Origin of the sequence: Flavobacterium sp. ENC (genome assembly GCF_020991415.1) — a bacterium.
GTDB lineage: Bacteria > Bacteroidota > Bacteroidia > Flavobacteriales > Flavobacteriaceae > Flavobacterium.
Genome location: NZ_JAJMOY010000008.1, coordinates 37,100 through 55,258, shown reverse-complemented (window position 1 = coordinate 55,258; position 18,159 = coordinate 37,100). Strand labels below are relative to the sequence as shown.

Annotated in this window: 13 protein-coding genes; 12 read left to right on the top strand and 1 reads right to left on the bottom strand. The window is 36.8% G+C overall.

Annotated elements, in window-relative coordinates:
• Positions 1-73: 73 nt before the first annotated feature.
• The gene (locus LPB89_RS18210; RefSeq protein ID WP_230703110.1) at positions 74-652 is read right to left on the bottom strand and encodes a MarC family protein; all 579 of its coding nucleotides are present in this window, start codon (positions 650-652) and stop codon (positions 74-76) included.
• Positions 653-1,028: 376 nt separating this feature from the next.
• Between LPB89_RS18210 and LPB89_RS18205 the strand changes: the two genes are divergently transcribed.
• The 12 genes from LPB89_RS18205 to LPB89_RS18150 all read left to right on the top strand — a co-directional run bounded on the left by LPB89_RS18205 (position 1,029) and on the right by LPB89_RS18150 (position 18,152).
• Positions 1,029-1,598 (top strand): DUF3109 family protein, encoded by a 570-nt coding sequence (locus tag LPB89_RS18205; RefSeq protein WP_230703109.1) that lies wholly within the window; start codon positions 1,029-1,031, stop codon positions 1,596-1,598.
• 336 nt (positions 1,599-1,934) lie between these two features.
• Complete coding sequence (locus LPB89_RS18200; RefSeq protein WP_154341476.1) at positions 1,935-2,924, top strand: ribonucleotide-diphosphate reductase subunit beta; 990 nt, start codon at positions 1,935-1,937, stop codon at positions 2,922-2,924.
• A gap of 266 nt (positions 2,925-3,190) precedes the next feature.
• A complete protein-coding gene (locus tag LPB89_RS18195; RefSeq protein ID WP_230703108.1) occupies positions 3,191-5,593 on the top strand; it encodes a ribonucleoside-diphosphate reductase subunit alpha in 2,403 nt (800 codons plus the stop codon).
• Between the two features lie 506 nt (positions 5,594-6,099).
• Entirely contained in the window at positions 6,100-6,927 is an 828-nt protein-coding gene (locus LPB89_RS18190; RefSeq protein ID WP_230703107.1) for a prephenate dehydratase, read from the top strand.
• A 191-nt stretch (positions 6,928-7,118) separates the two neighbouring features.
• Entirely contained in the window at positions 7,119-8,264 is a 1,146-nt protein-coding gene (locus LPB89_RS18185) for a pyridoxal phosphate-dependent aminotransferase (RefSeq protein WP_230703106.1), read from the top strand.
• A 229-nt stretch (positions 8,265-8,493) separates the two neighbouring features.
• Positions 8,494-9,351 (top strand): prephenate dehydrogenase, encoded by an 858-nt coding sequence (locus LPB89_RS18180; RefSeq protein WP_230703105.1) that lies wholly within the window; start codon positions 8,494-8,496, stop codon positions 9,349-9,351.
• Positions 9,352-9,369: 18 nt separating this feature from the next.
• Positions 9,370-10,452, top strand: coding sequence for a bifunctional 3-deoxy-7-phosphoheptulonate synthase/chorismate mutase type II (locus LPB89_RS18175; protein WP_127340456.1), 1,083 nt, complete (start codon positions 9,370-9,372; stop codon positions 10,450-10,452).
• A 413-nt stretch (positions 10,453-10,865) separates the two neighbouring features.
• Positions 10,866-14,168 (top strand): VIT domain-containing protein, encoded by a 3,303-nt coding sequence (locus tag LPB89_RS18170; protein ID WP_230703104.1) that lies wholly within the window; start codon positions 10,866-10,868, stop codon positions 14,166-14,168.
• Between the two features lie 141 nt (positions 14,169-14,309).
• Positions 14,310-15,287: a ribosome small subunit-dependent GTPase A gene (gene rsgA, locus LPB89_RS18165; protein ID WP_154341469.1), complete on the top strand. Its 978-nt coding sequence runs from the start codon at positions 14,310-14,312 to the stop codon at positions 15,285-15,287.
• A gap of 44 nt (positions 15,288-15,331) precedes the next feature.
• Entirely contained in the window at positions 15,332-15,694 is a 363-nt protein-coding gene (locus tag LPB89_RS18160) for a four helix bundle protein (protein WP_230703103.1), read from the top strand.
• 34 nt (positions 15,695-15,728) lie between these two features.
• Positions 15,729-16,181, top strand: coding sequence for a D-aminoacyl-tRNA deacylase (dtd, locus tag LPB89_RS18155; protein ID WP_230703102.1), 453 nt, complete (start codon positions 15,729-15,731; stop codon positions 16,179-16,181).
• 63 nt (positions 16,182-16,244) lie between these two features.
• Positions 16,245-18,152, top strand: coding sequence for a DUF3857 domain-containing protein (locus LPB89_RS18150; protein ID WP_230703101.1), 1,908 nt, complete (start codon positions 16,245-16,247; stop codon positions 18,150-18,152).
• Positions 18,153-18,159 lie beyond the last annotated feature (7 nt).

The following is an 18,159-nucleotide window of genomic DNA, read 5'->3' as shown; positions in this document are numbered from 1 at the left end:
AAATTCTTCCGGCAGGGATTGCCGCAAAATTGTATTTTTTAAATTTTATGGGGTAAATTTATAAAAATATCCGTTAGACGAACAAACCTTTAACATTAGCAGCGAATAATTTAACAGCAATTGCTAAAAGTATTACTCCAAATGTCTTGCGCACCACGCCAAGTCCGTTTTCTCCTAATAAAGTTTCGATTTTTTTTGAGGATTTCAAAACTACATAAACCAGAATGATATTTAATAATATGGCGATAATAATATTAATAGTATGAAATTGAGAACGAAGGGAAAGTAAAGTAGTCATAGTTCCCGCTCCGGCAATTAACGGAAATGCTAACGGAACTATAGAAGCGGATCCAGGTTCTTCATCACGATAAATCCGGATTCCCAGAATCATCTCCAAAGCCAGAAAAAACAATACAAAAGAACCTGCAACGGCAAACGAATGCACATCGATACCGATAAGACTTAAAAAACCTTCTCCAACGAAAAGAAAAACGATCATGATCAGTCCGGCTACAATAGAAGCTTTTTCAGATTCGATGTGGCCCACTTTTGCTCTTAGGTTTACAATGATCGGAATAGATCCAACGATATCAATTACTGCAAAAAGTACCATTCCAACAGTGATAATTTCCTTAAAATCAATTTCTAACATACTTTTTTCTATTTAGTGTTTAAAGATATGCAAAGGTAGATAATAAAGTCAGGCCTTTTTTTGATAAAATCAGCCGTCTTGTATTTTTGTTATAAAAACATGTAATACAGATTAAAATAATGATTTTTATAACAAAATGATATTCTCACCACAAAGATTCGCAAAGATTTTTCGCAAAGGGCACCGGCTTAGAATCAAATAGTTTGTAGCGCTATAAAGATTAGTTTCTTGTTGATGATAAAACTTCGCGATCCTTGCGGGAAACTTTGCGCTCTTTGCGGTTAGACTCCAACGATGATGTGGTTAGAATTTAATCTCCTTTCATCTGTTTTCTTTGCCTATCTTTGCACTTTATAAATTTCAGTATTTTAATATCATGTTTCAACTAGGAAAAACCATTATTTCAGAAGATATTCTTGAAAAAGAATTTGTGTGCAACTTGTCAGCTTGTAAAGGAGCCTGCTGTGTTGACGGAGATGCCGGTGCACCTTTGAGTGAAGCAGAAACTAAAATCATGGAAGAAATTTATCCAAAGGTCAAACCTTTTTTAAGAAAAGAGGGAATTGCCGCTATTGAAGCGCAGGGCACCTGGGTAAAAGGAACAGATGGTGATCTTGAAACACCATTAATAGACAATAAAGATTGTGCTTACGTTATTTTTGACGGGAAAACAGCACTTTGCGGAATCGAGCAGGCTTACAACCAAGGCATCGTGGACTGGAAAAAACCAGTTTCCTGTCATTTGTATCCAATTCGTGTAAAAGACTTCACGGAGTTTGCGGCAGTCAATTATGATAAATGGGATATCTGTGATGATGCCTGTTCTTTGGGTAAAGAATTAGAAGTTCCGGTATATAAATTTGTCAAAGAAGCCCTGATTCGCCGTTTCGGTCAGGACTGGTATATGGAACTTGAAAAAGTAGCCGAAGAACTCAAAAAATCGTAAAATCCGGAGCCTCTAGTTACGACTTTAAAAGGGTATATTTTAACTCAAAAAATAAAGTTTTAACTCAAAAAAAAAACTTTTAAAAACAATTAAAAATTTCTTGCTTTTTATTGTAAAAAGTCTATATTTTACGGGGGGTTAAGGTAGTAATGACAATATTAAAGTACTCATTTACAAATATTTAATTATTGTCTGAAAAATATCATACTTTTTGTCCGTTGTTAAAAACTACGACCAATTGTGAATAAGTTTGGCTTTTATTTTCGCCAACAAATGACAATCTTTGTACTCTACTGAATCAGCAAAAATTCAATACAAAAAATAAACATAAAAGCCATGTCACAAGTCGAGCCAATTTTACAAGAAAATAAGAATCGTTTCGTAATTTTTCCTATCAAACACCATGATATTTGGGATTGGTACAAGAAGATGGAAGCGAGCTTTTGGACTGCAGAAGAAATTGATTTGCACCAGGACTTAAATGACTGGAATAATAAGCTGTCAGATGACGAACGTTATTTCGTAAAACACATTTTAGCTTTTTTTGCTGCTTCTGACGGAATTGTAAATGAAAACCTTGCAGAAAACTTTGTAAACGAAGTTCAGTATGCCGAAGCGAAATTTTTCTATGGTTTTCAGATCATGATGGAAAATATTCACAGTGAAACGTATTCCCTTCTTATTGATACCTATGTTAAAGATGAAGCGGAAAAAGCGGAACTGTTTAATGCACTGGAAGTTTTTCCTGCTATCGGTAAAAAAGCAGAATGGGCTTTGAAGTGGATTGATTCTGATTCGTTTGCTGAAAGACTTATTGCTTTTGCGGCTGTTGAAGGTATATTTTTCTCAGGTGCTTTCTGTTCAATTTTCTGGTTGAAAAAACGTGGACTAATGCCAGGTTTAACATTTTCTAATGAATTAATTTCCCGTGATGAAGGGGTACATTGTGATTTTGCAGTGCATTTGCACAATCATCATTTAGTAAACAAAGTTCCGAAGGAGAGAATTAAAGAAATCATCGTTGATGCCTTAAATATTGAAAGAGAATTTGTGACGGAATCTCTTCCGGTAAGTTTAATCGGTATGAATGCTGTTTTAATGACTCAGTACCTGGAGTTTGTGGCAGACAGATTATTGGTAGAGTTAGGATGTGACCGTGTTTACGGATCTGCAAATCCATTTGACTTTATGGATATGATATCTTTACAGGGAAAAACCAATTTCTTTGAAAAAAGAGTTTCAGAATATCAAAAAGCCGGAGTAATGAACAGTGGCTCAGGCGGAGACAGCGATTCTCAGAAAATTAGCTTTGATGCCGATTTTTAGCGCAGTAGGAATATTTTAGTGATTGCCCCAAAAAGCACTAAAAAGAATACAATTTATAACACAATATTTTCAGATTGAATCTCATCCCAAATCGCGGATTCAATTATTTTAATTCATTTTCAATTTGTTTTTCAAACTGGAACCGGGTAACTATTGAGAATCCTGTAATTCTCAAAATAAAAACAATAAAACACACAATGTTTAAGTACTGGAATCCGTTATTCCAGTGTCTTTCATTTTTTCAATAACAATAAAAAAGTAAGCTTATGTATGTAATAAAAAGAGATGGACGCAAAGAGCCGGTAATGTTTGATAAGATTACAGACAGAATCAAAAAATTGTGTTACGGTTTTAATGAACTTGTAGATCCTGTAAAAGTCGCCATGCGGGTTATTGAAGGATTGTATGATGGTGTTTCTACTTCAGAATTGGATAATCTTGCTGCCGAAACAGCTGCTTCTATGACTATTGCCCATCCTGATTATGCCCAGTTAGCCGCGCGTATTGCTATCTCTAACTTACATTCTAATACTACAAAATCGTTCTCGGAAACGATGTCGGATATGTATCATTATGTTAATCCAAGAACAGGAAAAGAAGCTCCTCTATTGGCAGATGATGTTTACGAAGTAATTAAGAATAACTCTCAGGTTCTGGATTCCACTATTATTTATAATCGTGATTTTAACTACGATTATTTTGGATTCAAGACATTAGAGCGTTCTTATCTGTTAAAATTAAACGGAAAGATTGTAGAGCGACCACAGCACATGCTGATGCGTGTTTCTATCGGAATTCACAAAGATGATATTGCTTCTGCGATTGAAACGTATGAATTGATGTCTAAAAAATTCTTTACGCACGCTACACCAACATTATTTAATGCCGGAACACCAAAACCTCAAATGTCATCTTGTTTCTTGTTAACCATGAAAGATGACAGTATTGATGGTATTTATGATACTCTAAAACAAACGGCCAAAATTTCGCAATCAGCGGGAGGAATCGGTTTGGCAATTCACAATATTAGAGCTACCGGTTCTTATATCAGCGGAACTAACGGAACTTCAAACGGAATTGTTCCAATGCTTCGTGTATACGACATGACAGCCCGTTATGTAGATCAGGGCGGAGGAAAACGTAAAGGAAGTTTCGCCATGTACATCGAGCCGTGGCATGCTGATATTTTTGATTTCCTTGATTTGAGAAAAAACCACGGTAAGGAAGAAATGAGAACCCGTGATTTATTTCTTGGAATGTGGATTCCGGATTTATTCATGAAAAGAGTTCAGGAAGATTCAACATGGACTTTAATGTGTCCTAACGAATGCCCTGGATTATCAGAAGTACACAGTGAAGAATTTGATGCTTTGTATTTACGTTATGAAGCAGAAGGAAAAGGAAGAAAAACGATTAAAGCGAGAGAAATCTGGGAAAAAATCCTGGAATCTCAGGTAGAAACAGGACTTCCGTACATGTTGTACAAAGATGCGGCTAACCGTAAATCGAACCAAAAGAATTTAGGAACAATCCGTTCGTCCAATTTATGTACTGAAATTATCGAGTACACGTCTCCGGATGAAGTTGCGGTTTGTAACCTGGCTTCGATTTCATTGCCAATGTTTGTGGAGAACGGGAAATTTGATCACCAAAAATTATTTGATGTTACCAAACGTGTGACATTCAACTTAAATAAAGTAATTGACAGAAACTATTACCCGGTAAAAGAAGCTGAAAACTCCAATGTACGTCACAGACCAATTGGTTTGGGAGTTCAGGGTCTTGCAGATGCTTTTATCATGTTAAGAATGCCTTTTACAAGTGACGAAGCAAAACAGCTGAACCATGAAATTTTCGAAACGTTATACTTTGCTGCTGTTACCGCTTCTATGGAACTGGCAAAAGTAGAAGGGCCATACTCTACATTTGAAGGATCTCCAATGTCAAAAGGAGAATTCCAATACAATATGTGGGGAATGAAAGATGAAGAATTGTCAGGACGCTGGGACTGGGCTTCCTTACGTAAGGAAGTAGTAGAGCACGGAGTTCGTAACTCTTTACTAGTAGCGCCGATGCCAACTGCATCCACTTCTCAGATTTTAGGAAACAATGAAGCTTTCGAGCCTTATACTTCTAACATCTACACAAGAAGAACGCTTTCAGGAGAATTCATCGTGGTAAACAAACATTTACTGGAAGACTTAGTGAAATTAGGAATCTGGAATGAATCATTGAAACAGGAAATTATGCGTCATAACGGATCTGTTCAGAACATTAACGGAATTCCGGACGATATCAAAGAATTGTATAAAACAGTTTGGGAAATGTCTATGAAAGATATTTTGGATATGTCACGTCAGAGAGGTTATTTTATTGACCAGTCGCAATCATTGAATTTGTTTATGCAGGATGCTAATTTCTCTAAACTAACGTCTATGCACTTCTACGCATGGCAATCCGGTTTAAAAACAGGAATGTACTACCTAAGAACAAAATCTGCGGTAGATGCAATCAAATTCACCTTAAACAACGATAAAAAAGAAGAAGCAACACCAGCATCAGCAACTTTAGTTCCGGAAACAGAACCAATCAGTGTTGAGGATTACAAAGCAATGTTGCTAAAAGCACAAGCAGCTGATCCTGAGGATTGTGAAATGTGTGGGTCTTAATTCTTTTTAGAATAAAGAAAATAGATTATAGAGAATAGATTTATTCTTAAAGTAAAAGCAGTTATTGTAATGATAGCTGCTTTTTTTGTTTTTTCATACTTCCCGCTCTCCTAAAAATTGGTCCAAAAGAGTAAGCATATAGTTAGGCTCTCATAACCTTAGTGCCTCAGAATCTAAGCAGCTCCTTCAAAGCCAATTGCCTAAATCGCATTTTAAGGCCGATTTATTCATATATCCTACAAAAGGCAGGTAATTTGTTAAGAAATTCTTTTTTGTTTCATAAAATGCAATATTTTTTTTGGTGCAGTGAAAATAATTTATACATTCGCAGAGAATTTATTGAAAAACACAAACAAAATGTCCAATAACCGTTTTTATTTTAGCAACTCTTTTTATTTCTTCTTTAGTAGAAGTAAGGATTGTGCTATGGTTATTTGAGAAAATTAAAAAAGACAAATAAAACTAATATACAATCCTGATGAAAATCAGGATTTTTTTTTGAATATATGACAACGAAAATTGCAATACAAGGTATAAAAGGTTCTTTCCACCATCAGGTCGTAAAGGAGTATTTCTCTGAAAATGTGGCTATTGATGAGTGTTTGTCCTTTGAAGAATTAATTGACAGCCTGCTTTCCGGAAAATCGGATCAGGCGGTAATGGCAATTGAAAACTCGATTGCAGGGCCAATTATCCCGAATTATGCGTTGATCGACAAGAATAATCTGCACATTATCGGAGAACATTACCTTAGCATTCACCAAAATTTAATGGCCCTGAAAGGTCAGAAAATGGAGGATATAAAAGAAGTTCATTCGCATCCGATGGCACTGTTGCAATGTATGGATTTCTTAAAAAAATATCCAAACATCAAATTGGTTGAAGATAAAGATACAGCCGAAACCGCCAGAAGAATCCAGGAAAAACAGTTAACCGGAATCGCTGCCATTGCGAGTAAAACGGCTTCTGAAATGTATGATTTGGAAATTCTGGCACCGGAAATTCAGACGATCAAAAATAACATGACCCGTTTCGTGATTATTAAAAAACAGAATTCATTTTTACCTGAAACCGAAATCAACAGGGCTTCGATCAAGTTTGAACTGGACCATAAAAGAGGAAGTTTAGCGGCGGTCCTCAATGTCATGAGCGATTGCAAACTGAATTTAACAAAAATCCAGTCGCTTCCAAAAATTGAGACCCCCTGGAAATATTCGTTTTTCGTAGATGTAACATTCGAGAAATACGAAGACTTTGCAAAAGCCAAAGCATTACTGAATATTATGGCAGAATATTTAAAAGTTCTGGGAGAATATAAGAATACAAAACCGTAGAGTGAAATTCCAATTTTTTGAAATTCCAAATTCCAAAGGTTTAAAATAATGATTGTCAGGCTGAGCGAAGTCGAAGCCCCCTTAGTTTTCAAAAGCCTTCGACTTCGCTCAGGGTGAAAGAAGTTTAGAGGTAAAAAAAAGCATACAGCATATAGCCTAAAGCCTAAAGCATTTTTAATAAAAAAATACAAATGATTACAACAGCAAAAAGATTAGATACAGTTGAAGAATATTACTTCTCCTCGAAATTGAGAGAAGTGCGTCAACTGCAGTCTGAAGGAAAATCGATCATCAACATGGGAATCGGAAGCCCTGATTTGAGTCCGTCAAAAGCAGTAATTGAAGCAGTAGCTGCGGCAATTCTGGATGAAAACGGGCATGGGTATCAGAGTTATCAGGGATTACCGGAATTGAGAAAGGGAATGGCCGATTTTTATCAGGATCAGTTTGGTGTTGTGTTGAATCCGAATAATGAGATTTTGCCGCTGATGGGTTCGAAAGAAGGAATTATGCACATTTCACTGGCATTTCTAAATGAAGATGATCACGTTTTAATTCCGAATCCGGGTTATCCGACCTATACTTCGGTAACTAATCTGGTAGGAGCGGTTCCGGTTTATTATGATCTGAAAGAAGCCAATGCCTGGGAACCGGATTTCGAAGCTTTGGAAAAACTGGATCTATCGAAAGTAAAAATCATGTGGCTGGGTTATCCGCACATGCCAACAGGAGCCAGAGGAAGTTTAGCGTTATTTGAAAAATTGGTTGCCTTTGCTAAAAAACACAACATATTACTGGTAAATGATAATCCGTATAGTTTTGTTCTGAATGATAATCCGATGAGTTTATTGCAGGTGGAAGGGGCAAAAGAAGTGGCTTTAGAACTGAATTCATTAAGCAAAACGTTCAACATGGCCGGCTGGAGAGTCGGAATGGTTTTAGGGAAACCTGAAATTATCGATGCAGTCCTGAAAGTAAAAAGCAATATGGACAGCGGCATGTTCTACGGAATTCAGAAAGGGGCAATCGCGGCTTTGAATTGTGACAAATCCTGGTTCGAAGACCAAAACAAAATTTACAGACGCCGTAGAGAATTAACAGAAAAATTAGCCGAAAAATTAGGCTGCAAAGTGTATAAAGAGGGAGTAGGACTTTTTGTCTGGGCGAAATTGCCGGAAGGAATCGAATCGGCAGAAAAGTTCATTGACGAAATATTATACGAGAAACATATTTTCATTACACCGGGAACCATCTTCGGAAGCAATGGGGAAGGATACATCAGATTCTCGTTGTGTGTGAAAGAAGAAAAAGTACAGGAAGCGATAGATAGGTTTTAGAATAAAGAATAAAGAATAAAGATTTTTGATATGGACTGTCAGGCTGAGCGAAGTCGAAGCCCGTTCTGGTTTTATAAGCCTTCGACTTCGCTCAGGGTGACACTTAAATCAAAAAGGTCTTGGAAAAAACGAGAAGCCCTAGCCCTGATAGAAGCGGCATCCTTTTGTGCCGGGTTTCGGCGGAAAAGATATAGCGGATAGCAGGAAATAGCTTCTAATAAAAATAAATATGAAAGTATACGTAATAGGAATAGGGTTAATAGGCGGATCGATGGTGCTGGACATCAAAGAAAAACATCCGGACGCGACTATTTTTGGAATAGACAGTAACGAAAAACATTTGCAGGAAGCGATTGATTTAGGTGTTATTGATCAGGCTGGAAGTTTCGAAGCATTGGCTGAAGCTGATTTTGTGATTGTTTCGGTTCCCGTAGATGTTGCCCTGACCATTTTGCCAAAAGTACTGGATTCGGTAGGTGATAAAACCATTGTTTTTGAAGTGGGATCTACTAAAAAACCGATTTGTGATGCAGTGGCGGGTCACCCGAAAAGAAGAAATTTTATCGCAACGCATCCCATTGCAGGAACAGAATTTTCCGGACCATCGGCAGCGATAAAAGGATTGTTTCAGGGGAAAACGAATATTATTTGTGAGGTGGAAAAAACCACTTTCAAATTGCAGGAAAAGGCATTGAAGCTTTTTAGCGAAATCGGAATGCGGATTCGATATATGGATCCGACTTCACACGACAAACACATTGCTTACGTTTCGCATTTGTCGCACATTAGTTCCTTTATGCTCGGAAAAACGGTAATGAACAAAGAAAAAGACGAACAGGATATTTTTGATATGGCGGGAAGTGGTTTCGAAAGCACCGTTCGTTTAGCAAAGAGTTCGCCAGCCATGTGGACACCGATTTTTAAGCAAAACAAAGAACATGTCATTGAAACATTAGAAGAATATATTTCAAACCTCAGTCGGTTTAGGGATTTGTTAAAAGAAGAAAATTACAATGCCATTTTTGAAGAAATGGAAAGCACGAATAAAATTAAAGAGATATTAAACGGATTAACAATTAAAAAATAAAAATAAACTAAAAAAAAGATGGAAAATAAGAAAGAAATGAGAAAGTGGTTAGAGGATTTCAATTTAAATCACCCACTTGTGATAGCCGGACCATGTAGTGCAGAAACGGAAGATCAGGTTTTGAAAATCGCTCATGAGTTGAAAGATTCAAAAGTAAGTGTGTTCAGAGCCGGAATATGGAAACCAAGAACGCGTCCGGGAGGATTTGAAGGTGTTGGAGAAATTGGTTTGAAATGGTTACAAAAAGCTAAAAAAGAAACTGGTTTATTGATGGGTACTGAAGTTGCGACTGCAGCACACTGTAAACTGGCTTTAGAACATGATATCGACGTTTTATGGGTGGGTGCGCGTACGACTGCAAACCCGTTCGCCGTTCAGGAAATTGCGGATACTTTGAAAGGAACAGATAAAATCGTTTTGGTTAAAAACCCTGTAAACCCTGATTTGGCTTTATGGTTAGGTGGTGTAGAACGTTTACACATGGCCGGAATCGAGAAATTGGGAGTTATTCACAGAGGTTTCTCTACTTACGAAAAAACAAAATACAGAAATATCCCGGAATGGCAGATTGCAATCGAATTGCAGAATAAATTCCCTGATTTACCATTAATCATAGATCCTTCCCATATTACAGGAGATCGTAAAATGATTTTCGAAGTAACGCAGGAAGCTTTGGATTTGAACTACGATGGTATGATCATCGAAACACATTACGATCCGGACAACGCCTGGTCGGATGCTGCGCAACAAGTTACTCCGGATGCCCTTAAACAAATCATCAAAGATCTGACGATCAGAAAAACGGATGATACGACAGATCAGTACACTTCTAAAATGACGAAACTAAGAGCTAACATCGATGTTTTGGATGCTAACTTATTAGAGTTATTAGGAAAACGTATGAAGGTAGCGGACGAAATTGGTCAGGTGAAAAAAGACGCCAACGTTGCCATTCTTCAAAACAACCGTTGGAACGAAATCTTAGGAAAAATGATTTTGGAAGGCGAGAAAAAAGGACTTACGGAAGAGTTCGTTTTGAGAATGTTCAAAGCCATTCACCAGGAAAGTATTGGGCACCAGGAAAAAATTTTCAATGCCTAATTTCTTCTAAATCCTATAAGTGATATAATTTTATTTGCGTTTTATAAACGTTTCGCATAAATTTTATTATATCACTTATATGGTAAAAATTTTAAAATCTCTATTGCTGTAAGGCTTTGGAGATTTTTTTTGGTTTTAAAGGATATAGGTTATAGAAGGTTAAATAGAATTTTCTATATACACATAGCCCAAGGTTTTAACCTTGGGATGCAATCAATGTTCGCAATCTTTTTGAATCGCGAATCTTTGTCCCCAAGGTTAAAACCTTGGGCTATGTTTTTCAAGGCTTTTAATTTCAATTCTGAACTAATATTTCTTATATACCTTATATGGTTTAATTTTTTTTATAATCTATTCCAACCTTTTTAGATTTTATATACTCTATAGTTATATACAACCTTAACTTCTATGTTATGAAATCGAAAATCTGTTTATCGAAGCCCGAAATTTTTCAGGGAATCCTGAAATTATTCCTTTTTGTTTTATTGTTCGCAGGAACGAAAACTTTTGCACAGAGCCCTGAATTGACTGTAAAAGGTGATGCCGCGGAAAGTGTCAGAATGAGTCAGCTTATTGTCAATGTAAAAGTGGTTGGGAATATTGCTTACACCACTGCTGAGATGCATTTTTTTAATTCGGGCAGCCGTCAGATGGAAGCGGAGCTTATTTTTCCGTTGCCGGAAAATGTTTCGGTTTCCAGATATGCCATTGATATCAACGGGAAAATGCGTGAAGCCGTTCCGGTAAATAAAAACAAAGGAAAACAGGTTTTCGAAGCGATCGAACATCGTCGCGTTGATCCGGGATTGTTGGAAAAGGTAGATGGAAATAATTTTAGAACGAGAATTTATCCCTTAATGCCAAATGGCGAACGAATCGTTATTATTGGCTACGAAGAAGAACTTTCTGCTTTCGATAAAAACAATCTTGCGTATCAGCTGGTGAGCCGTTACCCAAAAAAGCTGGATAAATTTGAAATTAATGTTTCCGTTTTGGGAACTGCCGCTTCGCCGACGGTGAATGAAAACTCTGGTGAGCAGATTGTTTTTTCAAAATGGAATCAGTCTTTTCAGACTTCTTTCAAAAAAGAAAATTATCAGCCTTCCGAAAAATTACTTTTTAATATTCCGATACAGGAAAATGCGCCAAGTGTACTGATGCAGAATTTGGGAGGTCAATATTATTTTTACGGAAATACGTTTGTAGAAGGAAATAAAGTTGCTAAAAAAGCGCCAGCCTCGATTGGTTTGGTCTGGGATAATTCTTTGAGCTGTAAAACACGCGATTTAAAAAAGGAACTGAATTTACTTGATGCCTATTTTCAAAAAATAAAAAATACCAAAGTAACCTTATATTTTTTAAATTATACATTCGAAAAACAAAAGGAATTTGTGATTTCAGACGGTAACTGGACGGAATTAAAATCCGTTTTACAAAATACAAAATACGACGGCGGCACCCGTTTTTCACAAATAAATTTTCCAGTCCATGATGAATTTTTGTTTTTTTCGGATGGATTATCTTCTTTGAGCGAAAATGTTTTGCCGAAAACAAGTATTCCGGTTTATACGATTACGTCTTCTGTTTCTTCTGATTTTGCTTTCCTGAATTTTGCTGCCATGAAAACCGGCGGTAATTTTATCAATCTGAATCAATTGAATGAGACAAATGCTTTAGATAAGCTGGTAAACAATAATTTGAAATTTTTAGGAATAAAGGAAAATTACACCATCACGGATTTATTTCCAATGAAAGGTACTTCGGTTTCGGGGAGTTTTAGTTTTTCCGGTATTTCCCTCAATCCGAAAAGTGAAATCATCTTGTTGTTTGGTTATAATAATACTGTGGTTGTGGAGCGAAAAATCTCTCTGGATGCTGTTGCTCAAAATACAGCAGATGTCAATATTGAAAAACTCTGGGCCCAGAAAAAAATAGCCAATCTCGATTTGCAATATGAGAAAAATGCAGATGAAATCGAACTTCTGGGCAAGAAATACGGAATTATAACCAAAAACACCTCCCTGATTGTTCTGGAAGATATCCGCGATTATATCGCTTACGATATCGTACCGCCTGCAGAATTGCGTGCCGAATTTGATCGAATGAAGAAACAGGAACAGGATACTAATTTGGCCGCACAAAAAAATAATTGGGAAAGTATTGAAGATTATTTTGCCACATTAAATTCCTGGTGGAAGCAAGATCTTAAATATACAGCTCCAAAACAGCAGCCAAAGGTAAAAGTTAGACATCCCCGAAGACCGAATAACAGTGGTTCAAATGTGAGTTCCAGCAGAAGTACAAGAGTTCCGGCAGGATTTATTTCGGGCGTTATTGTCGATGCTCAGGGCTTGCCGTTACCCGGAGCTGTGGTTCGTATAAATGGGGAAAGAGGAGGAGTGAATACTGATTTTGAGGGTAAATTTACGATACAGGCTCCCGAAAACAGTAATCTGAATGTGGGCTTCATTGGCTATGAATCTTCTCAGGTGAATGTGGGCAGAAACAATCAGATCAGGGTTCAGTTACGAGAGAGTTCACAACACTTACAAGAAGTGGTCGTAACGGCATTGGGCACTACCAGAGCACGTAAATCAGTTGGGTATTCTACTCAGGTGGTTTCACAAGAAAGTATTTCTAATAATGCCAGTATGCCAGTAGCGCTTGCCGGTAAAGTGGCCGGAGTTCAAATAGCGCCATCAGTAACCAGTGATCAAATGATCAGCAGTGAGAACGAAGCCATTTCTGATGCTAAAAAAGATTCAGATGTCGAAGATGAAGACGTGGAATATGCAGAATCAAATGAAATCGAAAATGAACCTAAAACCTGGAATCCGGATCGCTTGTATTTAAAAGCGCTGGCTTCTGCGCCGAAAGAAAAACAATATGCTCTGTATTTTGAATTAAGAAATGCACAGGAAAGAAACCCTGCTTTTTATTTTGATGTGGCGCACTTTTTTTACAACCAGGGTGATGTCAGAAAAGCATTGCAGATCATTAGCAACATTGCCGATTTAGGACTCGAAAACCATCAGCTTTATAAAACCTTAACCTATACGCTGCGTCAATGGAAGGATTTTGATGATGCTTTGTTTACGGCAGGAAAAATTGCAAAATGGAGAGCACATGAACCACAGAGCCTTAGGGATTATGCTTTGGCCCTGGAAGATGCAGGAAAATATCAGGAAGCTTTCGACCAATTGATTAAAGCACTGGAAGTGAATTATTACGGAGAAATGAGCGGGCAATACGAAGGTGTAGAAGATATCATCCTTATGGATATTAATCGGCTGATGATCGAACACAAAAATCTGAAAACGGGTAAGCTGGATAAAAAGTACCTGGATAAAATGCCGGTTGATATCCGAATTATTATGAACTGGAACCTGATGGATGTCGATTTGGATTTGCATATTATTGAACCTAATGGCGAAGAATGTTTTTACGGACACAGAAGTACACAAGCCGGAGCGCGATTTTCTAAAGATTTTACACAAGGCTACGGGCCGGAACAATATTTAATCCGAAATGCGATAAAAGGCAAATATCAGATTAAAACCAATTATTTTGGCGAAAGAGAATTAACCGAAAGCGGCCCGGCAACTGTTATGGTAGAAATTTATACGACCAGAGCCGGAAAAACTTCCAAAACTTTAAAAACAATTCAGTTAGGGAAAATCAAAGAAAATGAAATTCTGGCCGAAATTATTTGGTAAATGAGTCCGTTTTAGGAGCTGTTTTTTAATTTTAAAAGGCGAAGTTGCGTTGTTCAATTCTAAAAACGTAATTTTGCCTTTTAATATTTTTTAGTTTTTAAGAATACATCTAAAATCTAAAATCTGAAATCTACAATTTGAATGACAGGACTCGTTTATAAATCTACAGGAAGCTGGTACACCGTAAAATCTGAAAAAGGTGATTTTATAGAATGCCGTATGAAAGGAAAGTTCAGGATGAAAGGGATCAAAAGTACCAATCCTATTGCTGTAGGCGATATTGTCGATTATGAACTCGAAGAAACTTCTGATGCCGTAACGGGAACGATTTTTAATATTCACGAAAGAAAGAATTACATCGTTCGTAAATCGGTTAATTTATCGCATCAGATGCATATTATTGCGTCGAATATTGATCGTGTGTTTTTATTGATTACCATTAATAATCCGCCGACAACCTTCAATTTTATAGACCGTTTTCTGGTAACTGCCGAAGCATACAATATTGAAACGATTCTGGTTTTTAATAAAATAGATACTTTTGACGAACCAACGCTGGAAGATCAATTGTACATGCAATACGTGTATCAGCAGATCGGGTATAAATGCCTTCGTGTTTCTTCTACAGAAATGAAAGGGGTTGAGGAATTAAAAGAAATGATGATTGGTAAGGTAAGTATGTTCTCCGGACATTCAGGTGTCGGAAAATCCACTCTGGTTAATGCGATGGAACCTTCCCTGCATCTTAAAACCAAAACCATTTCTGAAGCCAGTAAACAAGGACAGCACACGACCACCTTTGCGGAGATGTACGACTTGTCTTTTAATGCCAAAATCATTGATACACCCGGAATTAAAGGTTTTGGGATCGTAGACATGGAAAAAGAAGAAATCAGTGGTTACTTTCCTGAGTTTTTTAAACTAAAAGACCAATGCAAGTTTAATAACTGTCTGCATAAAGAAGAACCGCATTGCGCCATAAAAGCCGCATTGGAAAGAGACGAGATCGCTTGGTCCCGTTACAATAGTTATTTAAAAATCCTCGAAGGCGATGATGAAAATTATCGTACCGACTCTTATGACGAAGACCGAAAAGCAAGTGATGAGTTGAGGAAATAGTGATAAATTGTAAATTGTAAATTGTAAATGGTGAAATGTGAATTATGGCAGATAATGTAATAAAAACAAAGTCTTTTAATTTTGCTTTAAGGATTATTAAATTATTTCAATTTTTGAATGAAGAAAAAAAAGAATTTATTTTAAGTAAACAATTGCTTCGAAGTGGAACAGCAATAGGGGCTTTAGTTCGCGAGTCTGAACAAGCAGAAAGTAAAAAAGATTTCATTCATAAACTTGCAATCGCACAAAAAGAAGCCAATGAAACAGATTATTGGTTAGAATTGTTGTTTCAGTCTGGTTATTTGAATGATGCTCAATTCCAATCCATAAAATCGGATATTATTGAAATAAATAAAATTTTAGCGTCAATTATTATTACATCTAAACAAAAACTAACTGCAAAATAAATTCACAATTTACCATTCAAAATTCACAATTAGTATGAGAGTTGTTCTTCAAAGAGTTTCAGAAGCATCAGTTACAGTTGACGGAAATAAAACAGCTGATATTCAAAAAGGTTTACTGGTTTTAGTCGGAATCGAAGACGCCGATACGCAGGAAGACATCGACTGGCTGGCTGGGAAAATCATAAAAATGAGGATTTTCGGTGATGAAAACGAGGTCATGAATTGTTCTGTTGAGGATGTCGATGGTGACATTATTGTTGTAAGCCAGTTTACCTTACATGCAGCTACCAAAAAAGGAAATCGTCCTTCGTATATAAAAGCAGCAAAACCGGAATTTGCTATTCCAATGTACGAGAACTTCATAACCACTCTGGAGAAGGAGTTTAATAAAAAAGTACAGGCAGGAATCTTTGGTGCGGACATGAAAGTCAGGCTTTTAAATGACGGTCCGGTTACCATTTTAATAGACAGCAAAAACAGAGTGTAAATATTCTTAAAGATATGTTAAGGATTTCTAAAATTGGTATATATTTGGCGAAATTCCCTGTTAATGAAAAAGCCATATTGCGCGTTGTTTTTTTTCTTATTTTCCTTCATTTCTTTTGCTCAAAAGACTGAATATACTACCATTTCTATTTCTGACAGTCTCAAAGAAAATGCGGATGCAGTTGTTCGTTTAGATCAGATGGATATTACCATTGAATCGCAACGCAGCATGAACATTAAAACGCAAAGAGTCGTATCTGTTTTTAATGAGAAAGGACTAAGCGACATTGATGCCTATCAGAACTACGATAAAACAACTTCTGTAAAAAATATTGAAGCTGTAGTGTATGATGCTTTTGGTAAGGAACTAAAAAAAATCAAAAGAAAAGATTTTAAGGATCAAAGCACGGTAGGAGGAAGCACTCTTTTTTCAGACAGTCGGATTCTTTTTCTGGAATATACCCCGATATCCTATCCCTTTACGGTAGTTTATACCAGTGAAACTGAAACTTCAAATACGGCCTTTATACCGCAATGGTACTTTTTGGGCGGTTATAATCTGAGTGTCGAGAAATGCATTTTAAATGTTACTTACCCGAACAACCTCGGATTTAAAAAGAAAGAATTTCAATTTGCCGGTCTTAATATCAAAAAAACAATAGATACGGATACCAGGCTATCTTATGTCGGAACTAACATTTTAGCGCAGAAACCGGAAGATTACAGCCCTTCTTTCTCAGATCTTTTTCCAAGAGTAATGATGGGTCTGGAAAATTTTCATCTGGAAGGTGTAGATGGAACAGCAAAAACATGGGAAGCATTCGGTAAATGGTACGGTGATAAAATTCTAACCGGAACTACTATTTTGCCGGAAGAAACCAAAACAAAAATAAAAGCTCTGGTCGGTAATGAAAAAGATCCCGTTAAAAAAGCAAAAATCATCTATGATTATGTTCAGAAAAAATCAAGATATGTAAATATTGCGATTGGTATCGGAGGATGGAAACCAATGCTTGCCACTGATGTAGACCGTTTGGGTTATGGTGATTGTAAAGCCCTGACCAATTATACAAAAGCCCTTCTGGAAGCTGTCGATGTTCCTTCATACAACACTATTTTATATGGTGATAGTTATAAAAGAAATATCCAGTCTGATTTTGTTTCGATGCAGGGAAACCACATGATATTGGCAATTCCGACAGGGGATAATTACACATGGCTTGAATGTACAAGCCAGGACGATCCTTTTGGTTATCAGGGAACATTTACAGATGACAGGGATGTACTGGTGGTGAAGCCTGAAGGCGGTGTAATTGTACGAACTAAAATATACGAAGATAAAGGCAATGATCAAACCGATAAAGGCCACTATACGATAGATGAAAATGGTAATTTTTCAGGTTCAGTTTCAATAGTGTCCGGCGGATCTCAATATAACTCAAAAGCAAGAGTGGAGCATTTACAGCCCACGGAAAAAGAAGCGCATTACAAAGAATACTGGGATAATATCAATAATTTGAAATTAGGAAAAATAACTTTTACAAACGATAAGGAAAATATTCGTTTTACGGAGAATGTTGAAATCAGTGCCATAAATTATGCGACTATTTCTGCCAATAAGATGATCTTTGCCGTTGATGCATTCAATAGGAGCAATGGGAATGTAAAACGAATCCGAAACAGGAAAAATCCGTTTCAGATTCAGCGTGGCTATCTGGATTCTGATGAAATCGAAATTAACCTTCCGGCAGGTTTTACTGTGGAGTTTCTTCCGGGAAATTTCGAATTGAAAGGAAAGTTCGGGGAATACAAAACCGAAATCATCAAAAAAGAAAACAACAAACTGACTTATAAGCGTTCGATGTTTTTAAACAAGGGAAAATATTCGAATAAAGAATACGATGAATACCGTCTCTTCATGGAACAGGTGTCAAAAAATGATAACGCCAAAATTATACTAACAAAGAATTAATCACACG